We start from the raw sequence: 26,430 nt of genomic DNA on the forward strand, positions 1-26,430 counted from the left end.
TCACCTCAAGTTTTAAACTACTCTTATCATACCAATTTTTTTCAAATAAAAAAACAAAAAAGGTTTATTTTCTAATTTGGCGGGTATTATATCCTTAACATCCAGATATCCATACCCCTATACTCCCTAGTTGAAGGAAAGTGATATGCTCACTTTCCTTTTTTTGCCCACTAATTATTTTCTGTAACTTCCAACTAACTTCTCCACAGCCAAAGATACAGATATTTCATCGTCTCCAACTTGCTTCTCTAGCAGGGGTATCTGTTTTTTTACTAATTCATCTTCAAAAAACATCCGCTCAATTTGATCCTTCAATGAAGTATAAAACCAAGTCTTCTTTTGAGAATTCCTGCGTTCTTCAAAAACTCCTGTCTTTTTAGTACAATCCATAAACTCCTGAATAATCTTCCACGTCTTATCAACATTCACATTATTCAAAGCCGAACAAGTAACCGTCTTCGTTTCCCATCCTTCTGTTGCAGGCTGCAAGAAATGAAGGATTTGTCTGTACTCATGAGCAGTTTTCACCGCTCTTGCTTTATTATCTCCATCCGCTTTGTTAACGACAATCGCATCAACAAGCTCCATTATGCCCTTTTTCATTCCTTGCAGCTCATCACCTGCACCCGTTAGAACAAGCAGTAAAAAGAAATCGACCATATCTCTCACTATGGCTTCGCTCTGACCGACTCCAACAGTCTCCACTAAAATCACATCATAGCCGGCTGCTTCACACAGAAGAATGCTTTCTCGGGTTTTGCGATGTACGCCACCTAACGTACCGCTTGAAGGAGAAGGACGGATAAACGCTTGGGGGTGTCTTGCAAGCTGCTCCATCCTCGTTTTGTCCCCAAGGATACTTCCACCTGTCTTGGAACTGCTAGGGTCGACTGCAAGCACAGCGACTTTATGACCCTGCTCGCACAAATACAACCCAAACGCTTCTATAAAGGTACTCTTACCAGCACCTGGAACGCCGCTAATCCCGATGCGGACAGAGCGACCAGTCGAAGGCATGATCTCTTGTATAATCTCTTGGCTTTTATGAAAATGTCGTGTTGCATTGCTTTCCACGAGCGTGATGGCTTGAGCGAGGTCAGAGCGGACTCCTGCATGGATACCAGCTATGATATCCACTGTACTCCGCTCCTCTTTTTTGAGCACCTTTTTTCTAGGTTTACGCTCTTTACTCATGCGTCTCTTCCACTTCTTCATAGCCAAGGCGTTCGTAGATTTCCTCTAGAACTTTTTCGGCGGCACGAGGGATAACCGTTCCAGGTCCGAAGATGGCGGATGCACCATTGCTATATAGGAATTCATAATCCTGTGCTGGGATTACCCCACCAATTACAACGATGATGTCTTCACGGTTCAATTTTTTCAGCTCCTCCACGAGTTGTGGAAGGAGTGTTTTATGCCCCGCAGCAAGGGAACTGATTCCAATAACATGCACGTCATTTTCCACTGCTTGCAGCGCTGTTTCTGCAGGTGTTTGGAAAAGAGGTCCGATATCTACATCGAACCCAAGGTCGGCGAACGCAGTTGAGATGACTTTTGCCCCTCGGTCATGACCGTCCTGTCCCATTTTCGCAATCATGATCCTTGGTCTTCTTCCTTCAAGTTCAAGGAACTCTTCAATTTTATCCTTCACAGCCTTCATCTCCTCCTCATTGGAGAATTCACTGCTGTACACGCCGCTGATAGAGCGGATAACAGCACGATGGCGATTAGCTACCTTTTCAATAGCATCTGAAATCTCTCCTAGACTTGCTCGAGCACGGGCAGCGTCCACGGCTAGTTCCAGCAGATTGCCTTTCCCTGTGCGAGCCGCATCTGTCAGTGCTTCTAGAGCAGAAATAACTTCCGTTTCATCTCTGTTTTCACGAAGCTCTTGCAAACGAAGGATTTGCTTTTTACGAACCTCTGCATTATCAATATCCAATACATCTATTGCCATATCTTCTTTTTCCAAACGGAATTTGTTCACACCAATAATGGATTCTTTGCCTGAATCGATTTTTGCTTGACGACGTGCAGATGCCTCTTCAATTCTCATCTTCGGTAATCCAGTTTCAATCGCTTTTGCCATGCCACCAAGCTCTTCTATTTCTTCAATATGAGCCCAAGCTTTATCAATCAATTCCTTCGTCAAGGTTTCTACATAGTAAGAACCAGCCCAAGGATCAATTACTTTGGTTATCTCCGTTTCCTCCTGCAAATACAACTGCGTATTACGAGCGATACGGGCGGAAAAGTCCGTTGGCAATGCAATGGCTTCATCTAATGCGTTGGTGTGCAAGGATTGTGTATGCCCATTGGCAGCCGCCAATGCCTCAATGCAGGTACGCGTCACATTATTAAATGGATCCTGTTCTGTTAAACTCCATCCAGACGTTTGTGAATGGGTCCTTAAAGCCATCGACTTCGGATTTTGTGGTGCGAATTCCTTCATCATTTTAGCCCATATAAATCGAGCGGCACGCATTTTTGCTACTTCCATGAAAAAGTTCATACCTATTGCCCAGAAGAATGATAGTCTTGGCGCAAATTTATCAATATCAATGCCAGCTTCCAATCCTGTTCTCACATATTCCAGACCGTCTGCAAGCGTATAGGCAAGCTCAATATCCGCCGGTGCTCCTGCTTCTTGCATATGATAACCCGAAATACTGATACTATTGAACTTCGGCATATGCTGGGACGTGTATGCAAAAATATCACCAATAATTCGCATAGACATCTCAGGAGGATAAATATACGTATTACGAACCATATATTCTTTTAAAATATCATTCTGAATAGTCCCTGAAAGTTTCTCTGGACTTACCCCTTGTTCCTCAGCAGTAACGATGTAAAAAGCCATAATCGGCAGTACCGCGCCATTCATCGTCATCGAGACAGACATTTTATCCAATGGAATTCCATCAAAAAGAACCTTCATATCGAGAATGGAATCAATGGCTACACCAGCTTTTCCAACATCCCCCTCTACTCGTGGGTGATCGGAATCATAGCCACGATGTGTAGCAAGGTCAAAGGCAACCGATAACCCTTTTTGCCCCATTTCCAAGTTTCTTCTGTAGAATGCATTACTCTCTTCCGCTGTCGAGAAACCAGCATACTGACGGATCGTCCATGGACGGTTAACATACATCGTTGGGTAAGGTCCACGGACATACGGGGCAATACCAGGAAGAGTTCCCAAGTGATTGGCTCCCTCCAAATCCGCCTGTGTGTAATTAACCTTCAATTTAATCTGTTCATTTGTTTCATAAAACAGTTCTTCCACCGCTTCATTGGACAGCGGCACTCGTGTAGCTATGGTTTGCTTGTTCAGTATTCTCGTTGAAAAATCAGGCTTCATTGTCTGTCAACCCCATTTCTTGGTGTATCATTACTAATTGCTCATAACAGTTGGAGCGCATATGGATAAAATTACTAACTCCTACTTCCTGCAGCTCTTTTTGGCGTCCAGCTTCAGGCAAGCCTGCAACCAATACTTTTCGTTTAGGCGTATTAATAGCCATAACCGCTGCATTCAAAAACTCTTCGTAAGTGTCATCACTGCCGCAAATACATACATATCCAGTTATGTTTTGATTAGATAACCACTCGACGATTTCTTTAACATTTTCAAAGCTTGGGCTAACTACAGGCTGAAGACCACCTACCTGGAAAAAGCCTGAGGCGAAGTCAGTTCGTGGCTTGTGTGATGCTAATGTACCAAGGTTAATCAAGGTAACTTTTGGTGATGTCCCCTGTTTTTCCTGATACAACTTCGCTTGGTATCGCAAACTTTCAAAGGCTTCAGAAAGCCTTAGGGGTTGCATGGCCTGTATTTTTTCTGGAGCATGCTCATTTTCTTTCACACGTTTTGTGCTTATTTGCCACTTTAACTCCTCTTGAAGATTGGCAAACATATTGATACCGACCAACACTTTTTTCCTGCTTTGGACATCCTTAAGTCGCTTTTCTTTTACCACGGCAATGCGGTCTTGAAGGAAATTCGTTCGCAGAGCTTCCATTATTCCCCCAAGCTTATCTAGCTCCTGAAACAACTTCCATGCCTCATCAGCTAATTGATTTGTTAGCTTTTCGACATAAAATGAGCCTGCTGCTGGATCCACGATTTTATTTAAAAAGCTCTCTTCTTTTAAGATATAGTGAGTATTTCTGGCGATTCTTCGTGAGAATGCGTCCGAATCTTGCTGGTAGCTGTCTACATTCATACTATCTGCTCCCCCAACGGCTGCAGAGAATGCCTCTGTTGTTGTCCGCAGCATATTGACATACGGATCCAAATTTGACTTTGTGAATATGGAGGTTGTTGCATGCACTGTCATCGGCTGTGCTTTTTCATCCCCTCCAAAAGCCTCCATGATATTTGCCCATAACACTCTTGCCGCTCTCAGCTTGCTAAGTTCCATGAAAAAATCACTTCCAACAGGGAAAGTAAATGCAATTTCCTTGGAAGCATCTTCAAAGGAAATCCCTCTGTTCATAAGCGCCTGTATGTATTCTACTGCTGTTGCCATAACAGTTGCGAGCTCCTGTACGGCATTGGCGCCCCCGTTGTGGTAAGCATTGGACTGCACCCACACTGTTTGAAGTCCTGGAGCATTGTTTTCCTTCCATTCGATATTGGATTTCATTTCATCATAATACTGCTCCAATGGCTGATTCAATGATCCTGTTGCTGCAAGCTCGCCAATTGGATCAGCTCCAATAATCCCTTGCAAACTCTTCGTTTCCAACTCGCTATCTATTAACGCATTGATGAACGTTGTTGCACTGGGGCCTGCATGTACTTGGAGTGTTATATCATTTAATGAAATATTATTTAATAATGTCCTTAGGTCCGTTTGGTCTTTTATTAATAATGCTTTAGCATCTGTTGATGGAAAAGTGGCAAATTGAATGGATTGCAAGCCGTTTTCTAGTTCCATTTTCAGTTGAGCATTTAATTCCGCAAATGAATTAGATCCATATAATTGCTGGCTGACTGCCCAATCAGACTTCTCTATTAATTGTTTGGATGCATTATTTCTATCGTCTTCAGTATATACCGGTTTACGTGTAATGCCTTCATATGTAACGGTGTTTAACTTGGATACAGGCTTCCCCTTTAACGCTTTTTCTGCCTGTTCAGCCCATTCTTCCATTGTCACTTTCGGGAAACTATTGTTTTTCATGTCTTTTAATCTACTCATCTTCATCCCCTCGTCCCCTTAATAGCGTAATCGCTTACAAATTTAAATTTTTCAAAAGTTCATATATTTATTTTAATATAGTTATGAGGGCACGGCAAATAAAGAAAGCATTGGAATTACTTATTTTTCGGTAGTATTCACTCGGCAAAAAAACTATACTTACTATATAAATGATAGTTTCATAAAAAGGTAGTGATTTGTAACGATGTTATACATATGGAATATTGAAAGCATAATCAATGAAACATTAGAGGAACTTGGTTTAGATATTAATTTTGAATTTGACAATAACTTGAAAGCACCAATGAGTTTTAACATTTCCACCAATACAATCAAATTCAATTATTTGCAGATTAATGGGTACAAAGCCAAAATAAATAATAAAATTAGAGAATCAGATGAAAACTTTGTGAAACTCATGCTCTTCCATGAAATCGGCTATTACCTGGATTTTAAGAAAAACAAGCATGACTTGAGGATATTGATGTATGGAGGAGAAGATGAAAAAGAAATCTTGATGCGACAAATTGAAAAAAATGCATGGGTGTTTGGAAGGAAGGTTGTACCTGAAAATTTGTTAGAGGCTTATGATAAGATGCGGGAGTTGGATGGGATGTTTTTGACGAACAGATAAACTAAATATCTGACAAAAAGGGTGTAGGAAACATAGCGGTTTCCTATACCCTTTTTATTTACTTATTGATCGTAGGTTTCGTCGATAATAACCCCAACATTGCCTTTCTTGTGCCCCTTTTCTACATAGGTGTGAGCAACTGATAATTGTTCCATCGGGTAGCTTTTATCGATAACTGCTTTATACTTGCCTTTTTCAATCAGTTCTTTCAGGAATTTAATATCGTCTTCTTTTTCCAATGCAACACCTGATATTATTTTATAGCCACGTGACATGCCACTCCAGTATCCCTGCACCATCTGAGTAACTCCTGCTGCGCCAAGAATCCACGTTCCTTTTTTCTTAAGCGTTTTCTTGATTGCTTGATAAGGAATTTTCCCTACTGTATCAAAAATGACATCATAGATTTCTTCACCGAGTTCCTCTTTGGTATAGTCAATTACTTTATCTGCCCCTAAAGACTTCACCATTTCGACATTAGTTGTGCTACATACCCCTGTAACCTCAGCACCGTATATTTTGGCTAGTTGAATGGCTGCTGTACCGACTGCACCTGATGCCCCGTAAATGAGAACTTTTTGGTGAGGTTGGATATTTGCTTTTCTTAGAAAATGAATAGCAGTGTGCCCTCCAAACGGAACAGTGGCCGCTTCTACATAGCTTAGATTGTGTGGTTTTAATACGACAACTCCATTTTCTGCAAGACATACATATTCTGCGTAAGCACCAAAGCTCATCCCTGTAGATCCAAAAACCTGGTCCCCTACCTTAAACCGAGTTACTTTACTTCCAACTGACTCAACTATTCCTGCCAGAACTCCACCTAGAATGGACTTCTTTGGACGAGTCAGTCCAAAGAACAATTTCACTGCAACCGGATCCGCCTTTCTTATTCGCCAATCTGCTGCATTAACAGCTGTCGCCACTACTTTTATTAGAATTTCATTATCTTTTGGAACTGGTTTATCGACCTCTTTTAATTGAAGTACCTCTGGTGGACCATATTTGGTATACACAACAGCTTTCATGGACTGCCTCCCCTGAATATAGTTATTTATTTGCCTGCAACCATTGTATGTTGGTCCACCAGTAAATACGTCCAACAGTCTGTAGAACATTTAAAATAAAAAACGTCTGGCCGAAATGGCGATCAAAACTTTTCGGGCGATTTTGGAGGTTTTTCGGGCGATATTACGTAGAAACGGGCGAAAATTAAAATTTGCGGGCGATTTTGGACTGCAATCGGGCGATAATTTGATTATACGGGCGATTTTCAAAAGTAATCAGGCGAACACAAAAAACCGACAAAGCCCTCCCTTAAGAAGGACCTTATCGGTTTCCACAAACACCTTACCTATTAATAAATAGACGTATTCTCTTTAGACATTTTCTCAATGATTTCTTTAACGCGAGCTAGGAAGCGTCCGCATACAAGACCATCAAGTACACGGTGGTCAAGAGACATACATAGGTTCACCATGTCGCGAACAGCGATCATACCGTGGTCCATGACTACTGGACGTTTCACGATGGATTCCACTTGCAGGATGGCTGCTTGTGGGTAGTTAATGATACCTTGTGATTGTACAGAACCGAATGAACCAGTGTTGTTGACAGTAAATGTTCCACCTTGCATCTCTGCAGATGTTAATTTACCAGCACGAACTTTGTTTGCAAGATCTGTAATTTCACGAGCAATGCCTTTGATTGTCTTTTCATCAGCGTTGCGGATAACCGGCACATAAAGTGCGTCATCTGTTGCAACGGCGATTGAAATATTGATGTCTTTCTTTTGAACGATTTTGTCGCCTGCCCACATGGAATTGATTTGTGGGAATTCTTTCAATGCTTGCGCTACCGCTTTTACGAAGAATGCGAAGAAAGTTAGGTTGTAGCCTTCTTTTTTCTTGAACTCGCTCTTCAAGGAGTTGCGGTATTCTACAAGGTTTGTCGCGTCCACTTCGATCATCGTCCAAGCATGTGGCGCTTCGTGCTTGCTGCGTAGCATGTTTGCAGCGATTGCTTTACGTACACCTGTTACAGGGATTTCGATGTCGCCTGCTTCCACTGGTACGTTTACAGGTTGAGCTGCTTTTGGTGCACTTGCTGCTGCCGGTGCAGATGGAGCCGCTGGTGCTGCAGGCGCCGCCTTTGGAGCTTCCGCTGCTGGAGCTTGAGTAGCTGCCGGTTTAGAATCTGCAGTTGGAATGTTACCGGAATCGATCACCGCTTGGATGTCTTTTCTTGTAATACGTCCGCCTGCGCCGCTTCCTTTTACTTGCTCAAGATCTACATTGTTTTCTTGTGCAAGACGAAGAACCGCTGGAGAGTAGCGACGTTTGTTTGGCGCGTCTGCATCATCTTCTACAGCTGGTGCTGTTGGTGCTTCTGATTTCGCTGAAGGTGCAGGTGCACTTTCCTCTTTTGGTGCGTCAGCAGTTGCTTCTGCTTCTCCGCCACCTTCTGTTTCGATATAGCAGATGATTTCCCCTACTGCTAGTGTGTCACCGTCTTCTGCTACAAGTTCCTTGATTGTCCCTGTAAAAGAAGAAGGGATTTCTGCGTTAACTTTATCAGTCATGACCTCTGCTAGAGGGTCGTATTTGTTTACTTTGTCGCCTACACTTACGATCCAGCGGCTGATTGTTCCTTCCGTTACGCTTTCTCCAAGCTGTGGCATTGTAATTTTTTCTACTGCCATGATGAGAACCTCCTTTAATCGGTGGGCTCTGTTGAAATCTGCAGTTAATCTCCGTTCCAGGAGCTTGCTTTCCGCGGGCGGCCGGGAGCCTCCTCAGGCTACGCCTTCCGGGGTCTCCCCTATCCCTTCCTCCCGCAGGAGTCAAACTCCTTCCACTACGATCAACTGCAAGGAAATCAACATTACCATTCGTTCACTCGTCTACTTAAAAATTCAGGTATTAGTATTGAGCTAGCTCACGCATCGCTTTTTCTACTTTGTCTGGGTTAACCATGAAGTATTTTTCCATCGTTGGTGCATATGGCATTGCAGGGACGTCTGGTCCAGCAAGACGCATGATTGGTGCGTCAAGGTCGAATAAGCAGTTTTCTGCAATGATGGCAGATACTTCACTCATGATGCTTCCTTCTTTTGTATCTTCAGTAAGTAGAAGTACTTTTCCTGTTTTGGAAGCAGCTTCCACGATTGCTTCCTTATCAAGCGGGTAAACCGTACGCAAGTCAAGGATGTGTGCGGAGATTCCGTCTTGTGCAAGACGCTCAGCAGCTTGTAGTGCAAAGTGTACACATAGACCGTACGTGATAACTGTGATGTCTTCTCCTTCACGTTTTACGTCGGCTTTACCGATTGGAAGGACGTAATCATCTGTTGGTACTTCGCCTTTGATTAGACGGTATGCACGCTTGTGCTCGAAGAATAGAACTGGATCTTCGTCACGGATTGCCGCTTTCAATAATCCTTTTACATCATAAGGAGTTGAAGGCATGACAATTTTAAGACCAGGTTGGTTTGCAAAAACTGCTTCTACAGATTGGGAGTGGTAAAGTGCACCGTGAACTCCTCCGCCGTATGGCGCGCGTACAACAAGTGGACAAGTCCAGTCGTTGTTGGAACGGTAACGGATTTTAGCCGCTTCGGAGATAATTTGGTTAACTGCAGGCATGATGAAATCCGCGAACTGCATTTCTGCGATTGGACGCATTCCATACATTGCTGCACCGATTGCTACACCTGCGATAGCTGATTCTGCCAGAGGTGTGTCGATAACTTTATCTTCACCGAATTGATCATAAAGGCCGGTAGTCGCTTTGAATACTCCACCTTTTCTTCCTACGTCTTCCCCAAGTACAAATACTTTGGAATCACGTTCCATCTCTTCACGGATGGCCATTGTTACTGCATCTATATAAGAAATAACTGCCATGATGGTTCCCCCTTACTCTGCGTAGACATGCTTCATTGCGGATTCTGCATCTGCATATGGAGCATTTTCTGCGTATTCTGTTGCTTCGTTTACTTCTTTTGCAATTTTATCGTTAATTTCTTTTTCTTTTTCATCTGTTAACACGCCAGCCTCTTTTAAGTAAGCTGCAAAGCTGATGATTGGGTCATTCGCTTTTGCTGCTGCCACTTCGTCACGCTCACGGTATGCACGATCGTCGTCATCACTGGAGTGAGGAGTCAGACGGTAGGAGATAGCCTCAACAAGTGTAGGCCCTTCGCCACGACGTCCACGGTCTGCTGCTTCTTTAACCGCTGCATACACTTCAAGCGGGTCGTTTCCATCAATAGTGATACCAGGCATTCCGTATCCTAGTGCACGGTCTGAGATTTTCTCACATGCCACTTGTTTTTCATAAGGAACAGAAATTGCATATTTGTTGTTTTCGCACATGAAGATAACTGGTAGCTTGTGAACTGCTGCATAGTTAGCGCCTTCATGGAAGTCTCCTTGGTTGGAAGAACCTTCACCAAACGTTACGAACGTACATAGGTCTTTCCCTTCTAAACGGCCACCAAGTGCCACTCCAACTGCGTGTGGTACTTGTGTTGTTACAGGGGAAGAACCAGTTACGATGCGGTTTTTCTTTTGACCAAAGTGACCTGGCATTTGACGTCCGCCTGAGTTTGGATCTTCTGCTTTTGCGAAACCGGAAAGCATTAATTCCGTTGCTGTCATACCAAAAGTAAGTACAACACCCATGTCACGGTAGTAAGGTAGTACGTAGTCTTTTTCGCGATCTAGAGCGAATGCCGCTCCTACTTGAGCAGCTTCTTGACCTTGGCAGGAGATTACGAATGGGATTTTCCCTGCACGGTTAAGTAACCACATGCGCTCATCGATGCGGCGAGCTAATAACATTGTTTCAAACATTTCTAGTACATTTTCATCTGTAAGCCCTAGAGCTTGGTGACGATTTTCTGCCATTTAAGTTTACCTCCTATATGTAGAGAGTTGGTAGCGTGTAGCTCCTCTAACAATTAAATCAATATCGATGTAGGCTGTTGATTTCCGCTGCACGCACTCGCTTTCCGCGGGCGGTCCGGGAGCCTCCTCAGGCTTTGCCTTCCGGGGTCTCCCATGTCCCTTCCTCCCGCAGGACAAGGAATGCTTCGACAGCAAGACATCGCACGAAGAAAATGCGTAGCATTTTCGAGGAGTCTCGTGCCTTCCGCTTCAATCAACGTTCCTTCTTGCAATTTTTAAGAATGTATCGCTTTTCCATCTACTGCAAGGGCTGCTTCGCCGATAGCTTCAGACAAGGATGGATGCGGGTGGATAGTGTGTCCGATTTCCCATGGTGTAGCGTCAAGGACGCGCGCAAGGCCAGCTTCAGAAATCATATCTGTAACATGCGGTCCAATCATGTGAACGCCTAGGATATCATCGTTTTCTTTGTTGACTACCAGTTTCACAAATCCATCAGATTCACCATAAACAAGTGCTTTTCCGATTGCTCGGAAGGAGAATTTTCCAGTTTTTACGTCGAAGCCTTTTTCTTTTGCTTCTTCTTCTGTATATCCGACAGATGCCACTTCAGGACTTGAGTACACACATTTTGAAATCATGGAATAATCGATTGGCGCAGGATTTTCATTTGCCATATGCTCCACTGCGACAATTCCTTCGTGTGAAGCAACGTGTGCAAGCTGTAAACCACCGATAACATCACCAATTGCATAGATGTGGGATTCTTTTGTTTGGAAAAAGTCATTTGTATTAATGAAACCTTTTTCTACTTGAATGTCTGTATTTTCAAGGCCAATGCCTTCTACGTTAGCTTGACGGCCAACGGATACTAGCATCTTTTCTGCCGTAAAGGATTTCTCTTCTCCTTTATGCTCCGCTTTGATTGTAACCGAACCTTCAGCTTTTTCTAAAGTTTCTGGTAGAACCTTCGCACTAGTTACCACTTTAATGCCACGCTTTTTCAACAAACGTTGCATTTCTTTGGAAACTTCTTTATCTTCTGTTGGCAGTACGCGATCAGCATACTCTAGTACTGTTACCTCTACGCCGAAGTCATCTAGCATGGACGCCCATTCAATACCGATTACTCCTCCACCAACGATGATAATTGATTTAGGAAGTTCTTCTAGTGATAATGCTTCATCAGAAGTCATTACTTGTGCCCCATCAATTTCAAGTCCAGGTAGAGAACGTGGACGAGATCCCGTTGCCACAATTACGTTCTTAGGGATTAGCATTTCATTCTCATCACCATTTTCAAACTCAACGGAGATTGTTCCTGGCATTGGAGAGAAAATAGAAGGTCCTAAGATACGCCCTGTTCCGTAAAACACATCGATTTTACCTTGCTTCATTAGGTGTTGCACACCACCGTGAAGCTGGTCGATGATTTTTTGTTTGCGTTCTTGCACTTTGAAGAAGTCTAGTTTCACTTCTCCTGAGATTACGCCGAACTCTTCACTGTTCTTTGTTTGCGCAAACACTTCTGCACTGCGAAGTAATGCTTTACTTGGGATACATCCTGCATGAAGGCATGTTCCGCCGATTTTCTTCTTTTCTACTACTGCTGTCTTTAAGCCAAGTTGAGATGCACGAATAGCCGCGACATACCCGCCTGTTCCGCCACCTAGGATGACTAAATCATATTCTTGTGCCATTATTCCTTGCTCCCTTCTAGCTCTGTACTACTTTTGTGTCTACGACCGTACCAGGGTATTCTTTTGCTTCTTCTTCCCCACGTAATACGCGAAGTGCTCCTTCTGTAAGAGCTTGTAATTCATTTTCGCCTGGTTGTACAATGACGTCTGCAATCCAGCTAATGCGCTCGGAGATCTGTTTTACAAACCCTTTTCCGTAGGCTAGTCCACCTGTCAAAATGATGGCATCTACTTTCCCTGCCAGTACTGCACTTGCTGATCCGATTTCCTTGGCAACCTGATAAGCCATTGCATCATATACTAAAGCGGCCTTTTCATCGCCTGCTTCAATCATTTGTTCGACTTTCACTGCATCATTGGTTCCAAGGTAACCAACAAGGCCTCCTTGTCCTACTAGCTTCTTCATTATTTCATCACGATAATAGTCACCAGAGAAACATAGTGATACAAGATCACCAGCTGGAACTGTTCCAGCACGTTCTGGACTGAACGGGCCGTCTCCATGAAGACCGTTATTCACATCGACAACTCGGCCTCCAACGTGTGTCCCCACTGTGATACCTCCACCCATGTGCGTGACAATCAGGTTCAGATCTTCGTATTTTTTACCAAGATCTTTGGCTACCCTGCGTGCAACGGCCTTTTGATTCAAGGCGTGGAAAATACTTTTGCGCTCGATTAGAGAGAATCCTGAAATACGAGCGATGTCAGACAGTTCGTCCACTACCACCGGGTCAACGATAAAAGATGGGATATTCAACCCTGTAGCTATTTCATAGGCGATGATTCCACCAAGATTAGATGCATGCTGACCAGCAAAACCTATCTTCAAATCATGTAACATTTCTTTATTAACAGAGTATGTTCCCCCTTCGATTGGACGTAGAAGTCCACCGCGACCACATACTGCACTAAGTTTGGAAATGTTGATCCCTTCTTGATCTAATGTCTCAAGAATGGTCGTTTTTCTAAATTCATATTGATCATAGATACTTGCAAAGGAATTAATCGTTTCGCTATCGTGACGTAATGTTTTTTCAAATACAGAACGTTCATTATCAAATACGCCGATTTTCGTTGATGTGGATCCTGGATTGATGACAAGTATGCGATATTCCTTTTCTAACACTGTTGAAACCTCCATTTCAGACGGACGGCAAACGAGAGAATTCATCATCACCCCGTTTGCCCCTTCTGAGAAACTTAATATTTGTTTATATTAGCGTCCGTTACGACGGCTTAAAATATGATGTCCATTTTGTAAAAATTGACTACGAGAATTTTTCATTCTTTCAATACGCTCTTCAGCAAGACGATCTGCCGCACGGTATGTTGGGATACCGTCACGTTTTGCAATTTCAATAACTCTCTCAATGTTGTCGTAGATTCCTTCTACTTTTTTCATTGCACGCTCACGGTTGTAACCGTATAGCTCATCCGCTACGTTAATAACACCACCAGCATTGATTACATAGTCAGGAGCATAAACGATACCCATTTCATGGATGATATCTCCGTGTTTTGTATCAAGCAACTGGTTATTAGCTGCACCAGCGATAACTTTTGCTTTCAATTGAGGAATCGTTTCGTCATTGATTGTTGCTCCAAGTGCACATGGTGCATAGATGTCGCAGTCTACACTGTAGATGTCGTTGATGTCTACTGCTCTTGCACCGAACTCTTCAACTGCACGGTTAACAGCTTCTTTATTGATATCTGTTACGATAAGCTGAGCACCTTCTTCGTGAAGATGACGGCAAAGGTTGAATGCCACGTTACCTACACCTTGAACAGCTACAACTTTTCCTTCTAATGAATCTGTACCAAATGCTTCTTTCGCTGCAGCTTTCATTCCGCGGTACACTCCAAATGCTGTTACAGGAGATGGGTTACCGGAAGAACCGAATGCAGGTGATACGCCTGTTACATAGTCTGTCTCTTCATAAATCAAGTCCATGTCTGCTACAGTTGTACCAACATCTTCTGCAGTGATGTAGCGTCCGTTTAATCCTTGGATGTAACGGCCGAAAGCACGGAACATTTCTTCGTTTTTGTCAGTGCGTGGGTCACCAATGATAACTGTTTTACCTCCACCAAGGTTCAATCCAGCTGCAGCGTTTTTGTAAGTCATCCCTTTTGCAAGACGAAGTGCATCTTCAATCGCTGCACCCTCATTTGCATAAGTCCACATGCGTGTTCCACCAAGTGCTGGCCCAAGTGTTGTATCGTGGATAGCTATGATTGCTTTAAGTCCTGATTGTTTGTCTTGGCAGATCACCAGTTGTTCGTAGTCGTAAGTCTCCATATATTTGAAAATTTCCATGATAAAATTCCTCCCCAAGATAGTAAATGATTTTTAGTTTTAGAATTTGCTCTACACCGCTGTTGATTTCCGATAAAGGCTTCGCTTTCCTAGGGGCTGACGAGAATCTCCTCAGCTTCGCCTGTGGGGTCTCCGCCTTTTTCTCCAATCAGTAGCTATGTTTTTTATGAACTTTGATTTATTTCACAGAACAAACCGCAAGGGCTAGTGAGTTTAGTTTACTCTCTGCTGAGTCAGCTCTGGATGTTAACACAATCGGTGCTTTTGCGCCGGCAATGATTGCTCCGACTTTTGCTTTTGCAAAGTAGATTAATGATTTATATAAGACATTTCCAACTTCAATGGTCGGAACAAACAGGATGTCCGCTTGTCCTGCCACGTCACTTTGAATTCCCTTGTGCTCAGCAGCAAGTGCTGATACTGCGTTATCCAATGCTAGTGGGCCATCAATGAGGCAGTCTTTTATTTGACCTCTATTATTCATTTGTGTAAGAAGTGCTGCATCCACCGTAGCTTGCATCGCTGGGTTCACTACCTCAACAGCAGCGAGTGGCGCAACTTTCGGGAGTTCAATCCCTAGCGCTCTTGCCACCTGAACAGAGTTTTGAACAATCTGCACTTTTTGTTGAAGATCTGGTGCCACATTCATTGCTGCATCAGTTACAAATATTAATTGTTCATAACCCGGCACTTCAAATGCGGCAACATGGGATAACACATTCCCCGTACGCAAACCATACTCTTTGTTTAACACTTCTTTAAGAATGGTTGCTGTTGGGACATTTCCTTTCATCAGCACATCCGCTTCGCCGCTTGAAACAGCTTTTACAGCAAGTTCTGATGCCTTCTTAGCACCATCAGCAGAAACAATTTTCAGTGCATGGTGTGATGCATCCACATTGTGTTCTTTCAGTAATGCTAGTATTTTCTCCTCATGTCCAAACAGTATAAAGGAAGCCAACTGCTTGTTTAAGGCATGAGAAACCGCTTCGATCACTTCTTCATCTTCGGCTGCTGCAATTGCTACCACTTTAGAAGTGAGCTGGGTTGCTTTGGTGATAAGTTCCTCTAGTTTCATTTTCTCAACCCTTCCTTTCTACTCCAATATTATCTATGCAAGAAACGTGCCAACTCGTTTTTTGTGAAAACGCTTTATTTTACCGCTTTTCACCAAGCAACATTTTTCATACTGTGCAGTTTTTTGCATGCAACATTATTCAATCATGAATTTCTCCATTTTGTAATAAAGATTTCTAATCGACACTCCCAGCTCTTTAGCAGTCTTTGTTTTGTTACCTTTATTCTTCTTCAATATCTTTTGAATTATTTTCGCTTCATACCCTTCCAGCATTTCTGCTAAAGTGTAATCACTAGTGACTGTTTCAGCTGAATCCTGCACTGCTTTGTCGCCGCTGGTAGCCAAGTCCGGAATATGTTCCATGTCGATAAACACTTCATTAAATTTCATAAAAATAATGGCTCGTCCCAGAACATTTTCAAGCTCCCTCACATTGCCTGGCCATTCGTAGGCAGCAAGGTGATTGATGGCTCGTGGAGTTAACCCTTCCACATTTCTACCGTAATCTTGATTTATTTTTCTTATAAGATGTTCACTTAGCGCTTCTATATCTTCTTTTCTTTTACGAAGCGGGGGAATGTGTATAGGCATTCTATTTAAACGATAATAAAGATCCTCACGGAATGACCCGTCTGCAATCCCTTTTTCAAGATTAACATTCGTGGCAGCAATCACTCTGACGTTAATGGTAATTGCTTTTGTTCCACCTACGCGTATGATTTCATTTTCTTGTAGAACCCTTAATAGTTTTGCTTGAGTATTGGCAGATAATTCTCCAATCTCATCTAGGAAAATACTACCGTTATTCGCTTCTTCAAAAAGCCCTTTTTTCCCGCCTCGCTTGGCACCAGAAAATGCACCTTCTTCATAACCGAACAATTCACTTTCCAATAAAGATTCAGAAAGGGCAGCACAATTAACTCTGATAAATTTGTTATATTTGCGACTGCTTGCGTTATGGATAGCATGGGCAAAAAGTTCTTTCCCCGTGCCGGACTCACCTCGCAATAAAACAGTTGCTGGTGTTTTCGCGCCAAGTTTTGCTTGTTCAATGGCAAGGCTCATCTCTTCAGAAGATCCGATGATATCCTCAAAAGAATACTTCGCTTCGAGCGTTCTGATAATCTGTCTTGCCCGGTCTAACTCAGTGGTAAGCGTCTGTATTTCGGAGACATCATGGATAACACCGACACTCCCTTTTAACTTACCATCCACTATTATTGGAGCGACGTTTACAATGACTTCTTTTTTTGACGGACCTACTTTTAAGTTCACACCACGAACAGCTCTTCTCGTTTCCAGTACCTTCATATGCATACTGTCACCTTCATAAATATCTGCTGTTGCAGGCTTACCAATTATTTGTTGTTCTTCAAGTCCAGTCAACCTCGAGTATGCAGGATTTATCATCAACCCCCTGCCAAATTCATCTACCACGGAAATCGCTTCATCAGACGACTGAATGATTGCTTCAAGCATAGTCTGAATACCTTTTAGGTTTGTCACTTCTTCTGCAAGGTTCATAACTTCTGTGATGTCCTTGAAAACAGCAAAGGCTCCAATTACCCTTCCATCTTCATCAATGAGAGGAGATCTTGTAGTGATGATTTTTTTACCGTTTTCAAGTAGCATTTCTTTGTTTTTTTCTACTTTTTGCGTATGTATCACATCTTGCAGTCTGCTTGTTGGAACATTTTCCAAGATATGTTGACCAAGCATATGCGCTTTTTTTATTCCTACTATTTTTTCAGCACTTTTATTGTAGATGATAACCTTACCGTGTTGATCAACCACCATCAAACCATCATGTAGTAGATTAAATATGAGGTCGCGTTTGTGGGATTCATATTTCATTTTTGCAATCAGTTCTTCTTTTTCTTCCACCAAAGTTGCTGTTATGTGAGCTACCGTTCCAGGAACAAGAACCGTTCTCGGGTTCTTCGCCTCACGAATCTCACGAAATACCTCGTCCGAACCAGTCGCTTCAATAATGATGTCTACCTTCTCAGATAAGAAATCTTTCCAATCTCTCCCGACTGTAATCCCCATGTCTTTTGCAAGCTCCAAGCCAGGTGCCGCCTGGTTGATATCAACAACAGCCAGCAAATGGAACATTCCTGAATGCGTTAACATTTTTAATATCGCAGAACCACCTTTACCAGCACCAACTACTAATACTGTCTGCATAAAAAACCCCTCTACACCTGTTACATATATTCTCTTGCCAAATTGAAAGAAAATTCACAGTCTTCTATAAAAGGTATGAAATTTCTTGCACACTTTTATCTTAATAGTTTTTACTCTTCTATGCAAGGTATTTTCTGCTATAATGGAAACCGAAAGCTTTGAAAGTGAGGCCAACAATTGATATGCAACGAATAATTGCTTTAATTATTTTATTGATTCCAGGAATCATAGCTGTATATGGAATAAAATTGATGCGTGACATGGTATTTAATATTGCACACCCATTAATCCCCTCTTTAACCTTACAATTCATTATCGGATTTCTATTTTTTTTAGTGGGATTATGGTTTGTCGCTGGTTTCATTTTTCACAGAGACCGCAAGCGGAACAATGTTCAAAAACGGTTCCAAAAGAGAGAGAAATAAGAAAACCGGCTGCAGAGCAGCCGGTTTAATTTTGATATTTTAACTGTACAGCCTTCTTCGGATAATCCGTGAAGAATCCTGCACACCCTTCTTTGAACAATCTATTCATGACTTTTTCATCATTGACCGTAAAAGGCCTGACAGGTACTCCCGCATGTTGAGAGCGCTGAATGATACTAGTAGTTGCTGCCTTAATATGAGGATGAATACCGCTTCCCCCAACCCATTTTGTATAATCCCACGGTTTATAGATTCCTTCCATATACAAAACAGCTTTTTCTATGTTTGGCGCTAACGTATTCAATCGAGCGATACTGTAGTGATTAAAGCTTGAGAAGATTACCAGGTGAGCCATCTTATATTTTTCTACTAAATCAAGGACTTTCTCCTCCATGCCAGCATATGGAAGAATGCTGTTTTTCAGTTCTATATTCACAATCGTCTGCTTTCTTGAAGCCCACTCCATCACTTCTTCCAATGTAGGGATTTCCGCATGTTTGTATTGCTTTTTAAATTTATGTAGAGCGTTTAATTTCTTTAATTCATTTAATGTTAAATCTTGTACAAAGCCTTTGCTGTCTGTTGTTCGATTCACTTTTTCATCATGTATGACAACAGGAATGCCGTCTTTGCTTAATTGAACATCTAATTCAATCCCATCTGCTCCGTCTTTATATGCTTGTTCAAAGCTGATCATCGTATTTTCCGGATGAGTACCCGCTGATCCCCTATGACCAAAAATTTTCGTCATTTTTTACACACCTTTCTACTTCAATCTTGTCAGAAATAATTGTAAACGAACGTATTATTTAGTAAAATTTTTAAATGAAGCGAGGTGAACAGAATGCGCCCATTACAAATTTCCGCTGAAACCGCTCAAAAACTTGCTGAGGCTTTAGATGTGCCTATTGAACAAGTCATGCATCTTCCGCAACATATCCTTATTCAAAAGCTTGTAGAATTAGAGCGAAATGAATCTAATAACAGCAATAATGAGTAATCCTACTTTTTTGATATATGTAACATAAAGAAACCCAACATACAAATTGCATGTTGGGTTTTTATTTTGCTGCTACTTTATATCTTACCCTCTCAAGAAGCTCTGTGCTCCAGTCTTAACTTATCCGCAACCATCGCAATGAACTCACTATTCGTAGGTTTGGCTTTTGACATTGATACTGTATAACCGAACAAAGAAGAAATGCTGTCAATATTACCACGTGACCAGGCGACTTCAATCGCATGGCGGATGGCACGCTCTACACGGCTCGCTGTTGTATTGTATTTTTTCGCGATATCAGGATAAAGGACCTTTGTGATGGAGCCCAATAATTCGATATCATTGTACACCATGGAAATTGCTTCGCGTAAGTATAGGTAACCTTTGATGTGAGCAGGCACTCCAATTTCATGAATGATACTTGTAATGTTTGCATCAAGATTTCTACCTTTAGGTTCTGGGCTGGAGGAACGAACAGATGATGAACTCGATCTCTTAAGGATTGGTGAAGCTTTTCCACTCACTTGACGAATGTTGCTCACTAGATTTTCCATATCAAATGGCTTTAAAATAAAATAGGAAGCTCCCAAGTCTACCGCTTTCTTTGTCACATCTTCCTGTCCAAAAGCTGTCAACATAATAACGTTAGGAGATTTTTCTAAGTTTAAGCCACGCATTTTTTCAAGTACTCCTAAGCCATCTAGGTGAGGCATAATGATGTCGAGTACTAACACATCTGGATTTTTATCTTGAAGCAACTGAAGACACTCTTGACCATTGTGAGCTACCCCTACAACTTCCATGTCCTCTTGCGCTGAAATATACTCTTCCAATAGACCGACCAATTCGCGGTTGTCACCTACAACACATACTTTAATTTTCATATAACTAGTTTCCTCCTCAGTCCCTATACTTTCATAAAGCATTAAGTCTTAAATTTTATTCTAAATGTTAAATTCGACAATGCAACCTCTTTTCCTTTAAAAAATTTAAAAAACCGTAAAAATTATATAAAATCTTTATTTTTCTCCAGAATACTCTTAAATTCGACGCGAACCGCATTATGTTACATTTATTGGATAATATGTCGAATAATCTTTACCATTTTTATTTTAACGTAATTTTAAGCAAAACAAAAGAAAAAAAGTGAGCTGCCTTAGCCCACTTTCTTCTCTTTGTCTTTTTGATAAATATCAATTCCCGCTTCATTCAGCATCCATTCGATATGAACACCATAACCGCTTGTAGGGTCATTAACGAATACATGTGTAACCGCACCAATCACTTTGCCGTTTTGTATGATAGGACTTCCACTCATTCCTTGAACGATCCCCCCTGTTTTTTCCAAAAGGGCTGGGTCCGTAATCTTTATGACCATCCCCTTGGTGGCTGGGAATTTCTGTGGAATGCTACTCAGAACTTCTACATCAAACTCTTCAACCTTATCCCCTTCGACCACCGTCAAAATCTTGGCAGGGCCTTCCTTCACCTCAGAAGATAATGCGATTGGCAAAGCTTTGTCCATAATGCCATTTTCGATATCTTTATGCAAGGTACCAAAAATACCGAACGGACTATTCCTTGAGATATCACCAATGGCCGAACGATCGCTTGAAAATCGTGCAAGCTTTTCACCCGGAACACCGTTACTACCTTTATCAATGGAAGTTACTGTAGACCTTACGATTTGCCCATCTTGGACAATGATTGGTTTTTTTGTATCCATATCTGATATTACATGACCTAATGCTCCATATTTCATGGTGATGGGGTCATAAAATGTCATGGTTCCAATACCCGCTGCTGAATCCCGTATATATAATCCAATTCTAAAGGAACTTTCTTGCTTGTCTTTTAAAGGAATAAGTTTCGTCTCAATGGTTTCTTTTTCACGTGTGATGACAACATCAAGGGGATTTCCGGTTTTTCCGGACTCTTGTACGAATGGAGCAACGTCACTCATTTGTTCAATGGTTTTCCCATTTATCTTTGTGATGATATCGCCAACCTGAATGCCCGCTATCTCTCCAGGCGATTTTTTTCCATCTTCTGTGTCCACTTGGTGATGACCTACTACCAATACACCTAAGGTATTTAACTTGACGCCGATTGATTGACCACCAGGATACACTTTATATTCAGGTATGACATCTACATTGACTTTCTTGACTGGGATTCCTGCCAGTTGTAGAACAACCTGACCTTCTCCAGCCTGTTTGCCTTGAAATGCTAACGTTTTATCGGTTGCCTCAATCCCGAGAGAGGAGGAAGAATCTTCATTTACTTTGGCAGTCACTGGAACAGATGACTGGAAATGTAATCCTTGTCCTTCAAACATCGTTATTTTATTTGGGATTTGGACATACTCTTTAAATGGTTGACTTACACATAATACCATGACTGAAACAAGGAGAAATACACCAACAATTTTTCTAAATATATCTTCTCTCAAACATTTTCACTCTCCTCGGTCCTATCCCACACCATTCATGGCTACATTATTTAATTTTGCCTTGTCAGGCTACATTTATAACAACGATATTAATTTAAATGCTACCCTTTATGGATAGTTATGTTATTTGAGGGGAATGGGGATAATAATTGGGAGTAGGGATGGGGAATATTTTGTAAATATGGGTCGGCTTTGGAGTCGTCGCTTCGCATGATTTCGCTTTTTAAGTAGCGCCAGGGCAAATGTCCGAAGATTTTCAATAGATGACTGAAGTTTTTGTATTCTAGAACAAAACCAATAGTGCAAAATCGCTATCACGACCGAAAACCACGTCACAAGTAAGATTTTAATCTCTACTCTTGGGATGTTTCTCGCTTTTGGCATAGCTTTGATATATCAGCCTTGGCCGGATATTGCCTTTGCACTTAATCTTTGACCATTTCAATGAAATTTCTATGTGGTCAAGGTTTTCATATCGACGATGAGGACTTCTCTGATCCTTTTTCCTCGTCACTGAGGTGTTCATAAGGGCGATGAGGACCTCGCTTCTCCTTTTTCCTCGTCATTAAGGTCTTCATATTGGTGATGAGGACTTCTCTTCTCTTATTTCATCGTCATTCAGGTCTTCATATCGGCGATGAGGACCTCGCTTCTCTTACTTCTTCGTCACTGAGGTCTTCATAAGGGCGATGAGGACTTCTCTTCTCTTATTTCATCGTCATTGAGGTCTTCATATCGACGATAAGAACCTTTTTCTCCTCACAAAGGTCTTCATATTGGGGTGAGGACTTCTCTCCTCCACTTTCCTCGTCATTAAGATCTTCATTTAGGCGATGAGGACTTCTCTTCTCCTTTTTCCTCATCACTGAGGTCTTCATAAGGGCGATGAGGACCTCTCTCCTCTTACTTCATCGTCATTCAGGTCTTCATATCGGCGATGAGAACCTTTCTCCTCTTACTTCATCGTCATTCAGGTCTTCATATCGGCGATGAGGACTTCACTTCTCCTTTTTCCTTGTCATTCAGGTCTTCATATCGGCGATGAGGACCTCACTTCTCCTTTTTCCTCGTCACTGAGGTCTTCATAAGGGCGATGAGGACCTCTCTCCTCTTATTTCCTCGTCATTCAGGTCTTCATATCGGCGATGAGGACCTCGCTTCTCTTACTTCATCGTCGTTGAGGTCTTCATATCGACGATGAGGACCTTTTTTCTCCTCACAAAGGTCTTCATAACGGGGTGAGGACTTCTCTCCTCCTTTTTCCTCGTCACTGAAGTCTTTCATCCCAACCATCAAGAATGACGCTAAAACTATACCATTATTTTACAATTTCTTAAACAACAAAAAACCGTCCACACCTCTAAGTGCAAACGGCTTACTATAATTATAAGGTCTAATTCCTTACCCCTGCTTAATACTGCCCGCGATCTCCAACAACTCGCGTGCATGCTCCTTCGTCAAAGAGGTAATCTCCACACCCGAAATCATCCTGCCAATTTCACGTACCTTTTCATCCTGATTTAGTCCCCGAACCTTTGTTTTCGTGCGTTCACCAGACACTTCCTTGCTGATGAACAGATGGGTGTCAGACATTGCAGCAACTTGCGGTAAGTGGGAGATGCAAAGAACCTGGGAATCGACAGAAACCTGATATATCTTCTCGGCGATAGCTTGTGCCACCCTGCCACTGACTCCTGTATCAACCTCGTCAAAAATAATGGAGGTAATGCCTTGGTGCCTGGAGAAGATACTCTTTAATGCGAGCATGATCCTGGAAAGCTCCCCACCAGAAGCAACTTTTGCCATTGGCTTCAACGGTTCCCCCGGGTTTGTTGTAAGGTAAAACTCGACAACATCCACGCCATTTCTACCAAACACAACATCACCTGATGCCTTTTCCTTTTTCACATCCATGTTCACATCAAAGATGGCTTTTTCCAAGTACAGGTCTTTAAGCTCTTTATGGATGCTCTTCATCAATTTCTCGGAAGCTTTTCTTCGTGCATCAGTGAGTGATTTCGCTTCAAGTGCTAGATCTTGTTTAAGCGACTCTAATGATTCTTGCAACTGATGAATGTGTGAATCACGGTTTTGCAAAGTCTCGAGCTCTTCTTCTATCTTTGCACCATACTCTAATATCTCCGAAACCGAACTTCCGTATTTACGCTTCAACTGTTTAATTTCATTCAATCTTCCTTCAATAAAATCCAAACGGTTTGGATCATACTCAAGCTGATCTATTTCATCCCTAATACGATATGATAATTCTTCTAATTGATAATAAGAATTGGATATGATTTCATGAACATCTTTAAGGTTTTTATCGATTTCTTCCAGACCTTCCGATTCAGACATAGCTTGTCCAACCCAATCAAGTCCCTTTTGTTCCCCGTGCATCGCGTGGTAACAGTTGTTGAGCGATTGATAAAGGCGTTCATAGTTACTTATTTTGTTTCGTTCTTCCACCAACTCATCTTCTTCATTAATGGTTAGTTGTGCATTGTTGATCTCTTCTGCCTGGAACTGCAATAAATCAAGGCGATGAGCAACTTTTTGTTCATTTTCGGTGAGTTCTAGGAGCCTTTTTTCAACGTCCTTAAAAGAAGTATAAATATTTCTATACTCTTGGAGTTCCTTTTGGATAGCCACTCCGCCAAACTGATCTAAGAGAGAGAGATGCAAGTCCGGATCCATCAATTCCTGATGTTCGTGCTGACCATGCATATCCACTAATGTTTGTCCTACTTCCCTTAATAGTGCAATGGTGACTAGCTTTCCATTAACACGGCAAACACTTTTTCCGGTAGCATGAATTTCTCTTCGCAAGACAACCATTTCGTCTTCTATTTCTATTCCAAGCTCCTGACAAACCTTATAAGCAGGGTGATTTACATCTTCAAGTAGAAATAAGCCCTCTAGTTCCGCTCTTTTTTCACCAAATCGGACAAATTCGTGGGATCCCCTTCCACCTGCCAACAAGTGGATGGCATCAATGATAATTGACTTACCCGCGCCGGTCTCTCCGGTTAAAACTGTTAACCCTTTGTCAAATGATACGGAAAGGGCTTCAATAATAGCAAAATTTTTAATGGTTAACTCAGCAATCATAACATCACATCCTCGCGTGATTTTATAGCATATTTATAAAGCGGTCCGATAACTCTTTTGCATCCTCTGGTGTACGGCAAATGATCAAACATGTATCATCACCACAAATAGTACCTAGAATTTCCGACCAATCAAGATTATCAATTAAAACACCGATAGCATTTGCATTACCGGGCATTGTTTTCATCACAATCATATGACCTGCTATATCTATTTTCACAAACGCATCCATCAATGAACGTTTTAGTTTTTGCAGAGGATTAAAGCGTTGATCTGCTGGGAGGCTATATTTATATCTGCCGTCAAGAAGTGGAACTTTTACAAGATGAAGCTCTTTGATATCTCTTGAAACGGTCGCTTGAGTCACATTGAAACCTAAACTTTTCAAACGATCAACTAGCTCGTCCTGTGTTTCTATTTCGCTGTTTGTAATTAATTCTCTAATCTTTATGTGTCTTTGGCCCTTTGTCATGTTGGCACCCCTTAATAATCTATATAACCTAGCTTTATGTTAATGGAAACCTTTCAATATGTAAAAGAAAAAAGGAACAACCATCGTAATAGTTATTCCCCTTTTTCGACCTTCAATTGTAGGTGCGCATCTGCAACTAGAGCGGATATGGAAGTTTCGAGATTATTTTCTGCGTTTTCTTCTGTATGTCCATTCCATTGCAAATGAAGGAGGAATTCAATGTTACCCTCTCCTCCCTTAATCGGGGAGTAAGAGGCATTCATCACGTCATACCCTTCCTTCAAGCTGAAGTCAATAATCTTATCCATCACCGCTTCGTGTATCTTCGGTTCACGGACAATACCTTTTTTGCCGACCTGCTCTCTTCCTGCTTCAAATTGAGGCTTAACAAGCGCCACTACGTCGCTGCCTGATACAAGCAGGGTTTTTAAAACCGGTAATATTAGTTTCAATGAAATAAATGAAACATCAATGCTGGCAAAATCCGGCATGCCTTCATTTAAGTCCACCGGTGTAACGTATCTGAAATTGGTTCGTTCCATCACCACTACCCGTTCATCTTGACGGAGTTTCCATGCCAGTTGATTATACCCTACATCAAGTGCGTAGCTAAGCTTTGCTCCATTTTGCAGGGCGCAATCCGTGAATCCACCTGTAGAAGCACCGATATCAAGAAGTATCTTGTCTTTCACATCCAAGTTAAAGACTTTTAGTGCTTTCTCCAGTTTTAAACCACCTCGACTAACATATGGCATGACATTGCCTTTGACTGTCAACGGTGCATCTATTGCTACTTTTTCACCAGGCTTGTCCAGCCGTTGTTCGTTTGAAAATACAAGTCCTGCCATTATGGAGCGCTTTGCCTTCTCACGCGTTTCCACAAGCCCGCGCTCCACTAAAAGTACATCTACTCTTTCTTTTTTCGCCATAT

The 26,430-nt window shown here is 41.9% G+C and carries 22 protein-coding genes; 3 read left to right on the plus strand and 19 right to left on the minus strand.

Translation table 11 applies throughout. From position 1 onward, the window contains the following. Nucleotides 1-174: 174 nt before the first annotated feature. From meaB to HC179_RS12855, 3 genes are read right to left on the minus strand one after another with little or no spacing between them, the layout of a single operon-like run. Complete coding sequence (gene meaB, locus HC179_RS12845; protein ID WP_168864661.1) at nt 175-1,194, minus strand: methylmalonyl Co-A mutase-associated GTPase MeaB; 1,020 nt, start codon at nt 1,192-1,194, stop codon at nt 175-177. Continuing rightward, nucleotides 1,187-3,364 (minus strand): methylmalonyl-CoA mutase, encoded by a 2,178-nt coding sequence (scpA, locus tag HC179_RS12850; RefSeq protein WP_168864662.1) that lies wholly within the window; start codon nt 3,362-3,364, stop codon nt 1,187-1,189. The genes meaB and scpA overlap by 8 nt, the downstream gene beginning before the upstream one ends. Next, a complete protein-coding gene (locus HC179_RS12855) occupies nt 3,354-5,216 on the minus strand; it encodes a methylmalonyl-CoA mutase family protein (protein WP_168864663.1) in 1,863 nt (620 codons plus the stop codon). Before HC179_RS12855 ends, scpA begins: the two co-directional genes overlap by 11 nt. 199 nt (nt 5,217-5,415) lie before the next feature. Here HC179_RS12855 and HC179_RS12860 point away from each other — a divergent pair, with 199 nt between their 5' ends. After that, nucleotides 5,416-5,844: a hypothetical protein gene (locus tag HC179_RS12860; protein WP_168864664.1), complete on the plus strand. Its 429-nt coding sequence runs from the start codon at nt 5,416-5,418 to the stop codon at nt 5,842-5,844. Between the two features lie 62 nt (nt 5,845-5,906). Here HC179_RS12860 and HC179_RS12865 read toward each other — a convergent pair whose 3' ends face one another. The 9 genes from HC179_RS12865 to HC179_RS12905 form a co-directional block, all read right to left on the minus strand. Further along, complete coding sequence (locus HC179_RS12865) at nt 5,907-6,872, minus strand: NAD(P)-dependent alcohol dehydrogenase (RefSeq protein ID WP_168864665.1); 966 nt, start codon at nt 6,870-6,872, stop codon at nt 5,907-5,909. A 329-nt stretch (nt 6,873-7,201) separates the two neighbouring features. Next, nucleotides 7,202-8,545, minus strand: a complete 1,344-nt coding sequence (locus HC179_RS12870; protein WP_168864666.1) for a dihydrolipoamide acetyltransferase family protein — start codon at nt 8,543-8,545, stop codon at nt 7,202-7,204. Nucleotides 8,546-8,765: 220 nt separating this feature from the next. Further along, complete coding sequence (locus HC179_RS12875) at nt 8,766-9,749, minus strand: alpha-ketoacid dehydrogenase subunit beta (protein WP_060666307.1); 984 nt, start codon at nt 9,747-9,749, stop codon at nt 8,766-8,768. 12 nt (nt 9,750-9,761) lie between these two features. After that, nucleotides 9,762-10,754, minus strand: coding sequence for a thiamine pyrophosphate-dependent dehydrogenase E1 component subunit alpha (locus HC179_RS12880; protein WP_168864667.1), 993 nt, complete (start codon nt 10,752-10,754; stop codon nt 9,762-9,764). A gap of 275 nt (nt 10,755-11,029) precedes the next feature. Further along, a complete protein-coding gene (lpdA, locus tag HC179_RS12885) occupies nt 11,030-12,454 on the minus strand; it encodes a dihydrolipoyl dehydrogenase (protein WP_168864668.1) in 1,425 nt (474 codons plus the stop codon). Nucleotides 12,455-12,470: 16 nt separating this feature from the next. Beyond that, nucleotides 12,471-13,598, minus strand: coding sequence for a butyrate kinase (gene buk, locus HC179_RS12890; RefSeq protein WP_205825323.1), 1,128 nt, complete (start codon nt 13,596-13,598; stop codon nt 12,471-12,473). A 75-nt stretch (nt 13,599-13,673) separates the two neighbouring features. Further along, nucleotides 13,674-14,777, minus strand: coding sequence for a branched-chain amino acid dehydrogenase (bcd, locus tag HC179_RS12895; protein WP_088018743.1), 1,104 nt, complete (start codon nt 14,775-14,777; stop codon nt 13,674-13,676). Nucleotides 14,778-14,955: 178 nt separating this feature from the next. Beyond that, nucleotides 14,956-15,855, minus strand: a complete 900-nt coding sequence (gene yqiS / locus HC179_RS12900) for a phosphate butyryltransferase (protein WP_168864669.1) — start codon at nt 15,853-15,855, stop codon at nt 14,956-14,958. Between the two features lie 135 nt (nt 15,856-15,990). Beyond that, on the minus strand, nt 15,991-18,042 hold the full coding sequence (locus tag HC179_RS12905) for a sigma 54-interacting transcriptional regulator (RefSeq protein WP_168864670.1): 2,052 nt from the start codon (nt 18,040-18,042) through the stop codon (nt 15,991-15,993). Between the two features lie 182 nt (nt 18,043-18,224). On the opposite strand from HC179_RS12905, the gene HC179_RS12910 reads away from it, so the two are divergent. Further along, nucleotides 18,225-18,467, plus strand: a complete 243-nt coding sequence (locus tag HC179_RS12910) for a DUF2627 domain-containing protein (RefSeq protein WP_148988147.1) — start codon at nt 18,225-18,227, stop codon at nt 18,465-18,467. Between the two features lie 25 nt (nt 18,468-18,492). Here the strand turns inward: HC179_RS12910 and HC179_RS12915 are convergent, their stop codons facing one another. Continuing rightward, complete coding sequence (locus tag HC179_RS12915) at nt 18,493-19,218, minus strand: glycerophosphodiester phosphodiesterase (protein ID WP_168864671.1); 726 nt, start codon at nt 19,216-19,218, stop codon at nt 18,493-18,495. Between the two features lie 93 nt (nt 19,219-19,311). On the opposite strand from HC179_RS12915, the gene HC179_RS12920 reads away from it, so the two are divergent. Then, nucleotides 19,312-19,467 (plus strand): YycC family protein, encoded by a 156-nt coding sequence (locus HC179_RS12920; protein WP_168864672.1) that lies wholly within the window; start codon nt 19,312-19,314, stop codon nt 19,465-19,467. A gap of 92 nt (nt 19,468-19,559) precedes the next feature. Here the strand turns inward: HC179_RS12920 and spo0A are convergent, their stop codons facing one another. The 6 genes from spo0A to HC179_RS12950 form a co-directional block, all read right to left on the minus strand. Continuing rightward, a complete protein-coding gene (spo0A, locus tag HC179_RS12925; RefSeq protein WP_168864673.1) occupies nt 19,560-20,351 on the minus strand; it encodes a sporulation transcription factor Spo0A in 792 nt (263 codons plus the stop codon). A gap of 272 nt (nt 20,352-20,623) precedes the next feature. Continuing rightward, nucleotides 20,624-21,919: a SpoIVB peptidase gene (gene spoIVB / locus HC179_RS12930; protein WP_168864674.1), complete on the minus strand. Its 1,296-nt coding sequence runs from the start codon at nt 21,917-21,919 to the stop codon at nt 20,624-20,626. A 707-nt stretch (nt 21,920-22,626) separates the two neighbouring features. Beyond that, nucleotides 22,627-22,797 (minus strand): hypothetical protein, encoded by a 171-nt coding sequence (locus HC179_RS12935; protein WP_168864620.1) that lies wholly within the window; start codon nt 22,795-22,797, stop codon nt 22,627-22,629. 523 nt (nt 22,798-23,320) lie between these two features. Next, on the minus strand, nt 23,321-25,027 hold the full coding sequence (recN, locus tag HC179_RS12940) for a DNA repair protein RecN (protein ID WP_168864675.1): 1,707 nt from the start codon (nt 25,025-25,027) through the stop codon (nt 23,321-23,323). Between the two features lie 22 nt (nt 25,028-25,049). Then, complete coding sequence (ahrC, locus tag HC179_RS12945) at nt 25,050-25,499, minus strand: transcriptional regulator AhrC/ArgR (RefSeq protein WP_010194884.1); 450 nt, start codon at nt 25,497-25,499, stop codon at nt 25,050-25,052. Nucleotides 25,500-25,591: 92 nt separating this feature from the next. After that, nucleotides 25,592-26,428 carry a TlyA family RNA methyltransferase gene (locus HC179_RS12950; protein WP_168864676.1) on the minus strand — a complete coding sequence of 279 codons (837 nt, stop codon included), beginning with the start codon at nt 26,426-26,428 and terminating at the stop codon, nt 25,592-25,594. Nucleotides 26,429-26,430: the final 2 nt, after the last annotated feature.

Source organism: Bacillus sp. RO1 (assembly GCF_012524115.1).
In the GTDB taxonomy this organism is placed as follows: domain Bacteria; phylum Bacillota; class Bacilli; order Bacillales; family Bacillaceae_I; genus Sutcliffiella_A.

What these genes read in the sequence shown, in the direction of transcription:
- HC179_RS12875 (WP_060666307.1), bottom strand. Translation starts at nt 9,749, where the DNA reads ATGGCAGTTATTTCTTATATAGATGCAGTAACAATGGCCATCCGTGAA.
- lpdA (WP_168864668.1), bottom strand. Translation starts at nt 12,454, where the DNA reads ATGGCACAAGAATATGATTTAGTCATCCTAGGTGGCGGAACAGGCGGG.
- HC179_RS12950 (WP_168864676.1), bottom strand. Translation starts at nt 26,428, where the DNA reads ATGGCGAAAAAAGAAAGAGTAGATGTACTTTTAGTGGAGCGCGGGCTT.
- HC179_RS12870 (WP_168864666.1), bottom strand. Translation starts at nt 8,545, where the DNA reads ATGGCAGTAGAAAAAATTACAATGCCACAGCTTGGAGAAAGCGTAACG.
- HC179_RS12880 (WP_168864667.1), bottom strand. Translation starts at nt 10,754, where the DNA reads ATGGCAGAAAATCGTCACCAAGCTCTAGGGCTTACAGATGAAAATGTA.
- HC179_RS12860 (WP_168864664.1), top strand. Translation starts at nt 5,416, where the DNA reads ATGTTATACATATGGAATATTGAAAGCATAATCAATGAAACATTAGAG.
- HC179_RS12865 (WP_168864665.1), bottom strand. Translation starts at nt 6,872, where the DNA reads ATGAAAGCTGTTGTGTATACCAAATATGGTCCACCAGAGGTACTTCAA.
- recN (WP_168864675.1), bottom strand. Translation starts at nt 25,027, where the DNA reads ATGATTGCTGAGTTAACCATTAAAAATTTTGCTATTATTGAAGCCCTT.
- scpA (WP_168864662.1), bottom strand. Translation starts at nt 3,364, where the DNA reads ATGAAGCCTGATTTTTCAACGAGAATACTGAACAAGCAAACCATAGCT.
- HC179_RS12920 (WP_168864672.1), top strand. Translation starts at nt 19,312, where the DNA reads ATGCGCCCATTACAAATTTCCGCTGAAACCGCTCAAAAACTTGCTGAG.
- meaB (WP_168864661.1), bottom strand. Translation starts at nt 1,194, where the DNA reads ATGAGTAAAGAGCGTAAACCTAGAAAAAAGGTGCTCAAAAAAGAGGAG.
- bcd (WP_088018743.1), bottom strand. Translation starts at nt 14,777, where the DNA reads ATGGAAATTTTCAAATATATGGAGACTTACGACTACGAACAACTGGTG.
- HC179_RS12915 (WP_168864671.1), bottom strand. Translation starts at nt 19,218, where the DNA reads ATGACGAAAATTTTTGGTCATAGGGGATCAGCGGGTACTCATCCGGAA.
- HC179_RS12905 (WP_168864670.1), bottom strand. Translation starts at nt 18,042, where the DNA reads ATGCAGACAGTATTAGTAGTTGGTGCTGGTAAAGGTGGTTCTGCGATA.
- HC179_RS12935 (WP_168864620.1), bottom strand. Translation starts at nt 22,797, where the DNA reads ATGAAGACCTCAGTGATGAGGAAAAAGGAGAAGAGAAGTCCTCATCGC.
- buk (WP_205825323.1), bottom strand. Translation starts at nt 13,598, where the DNA reads ATGGAGGTTTCAACAGTGTTAGAAAAGGAATATCGCATACTTGTCATC.
- ahrC (WP_010194884.1), bottom strand. Translation starts at nt 25,499, where the DNA reads ATGACAAAGGGCCAAAGACACATAAAGATTAGAGAATTAATTACAAAC.
- HC179_RS12855 (WP_168864663.1), bottom strand. Translation starts at nt 5,216, where the DNA reads ATGAAGATGAGTAGATTAAAAGACATGAAAAACAATAGTTTCCCGAAA.
- HC179_RS12910 (WP_148988147.1), top strand. Translation starts at nt 18,225, where the DNA reads ATGCAACGAATAATTGCTTTAATTATTTTATTGATTCCAGGAATCATA.
- spo0A (WP_168864673.1), bottom strand. Translation starts at nt 20,351, where the DNA reads ATGAAAATTAAAGTATGTGTTGTAGGTGACAACCGCGAATTGGTCGGT.
- yqiS (WP_168864669.1), bottom strand. Translation starts at nt 15,855, where the DNA reads ATGAAACTAGAGGAACTTATCACCAAAGCAACCCAGCTCACTTCTAAA.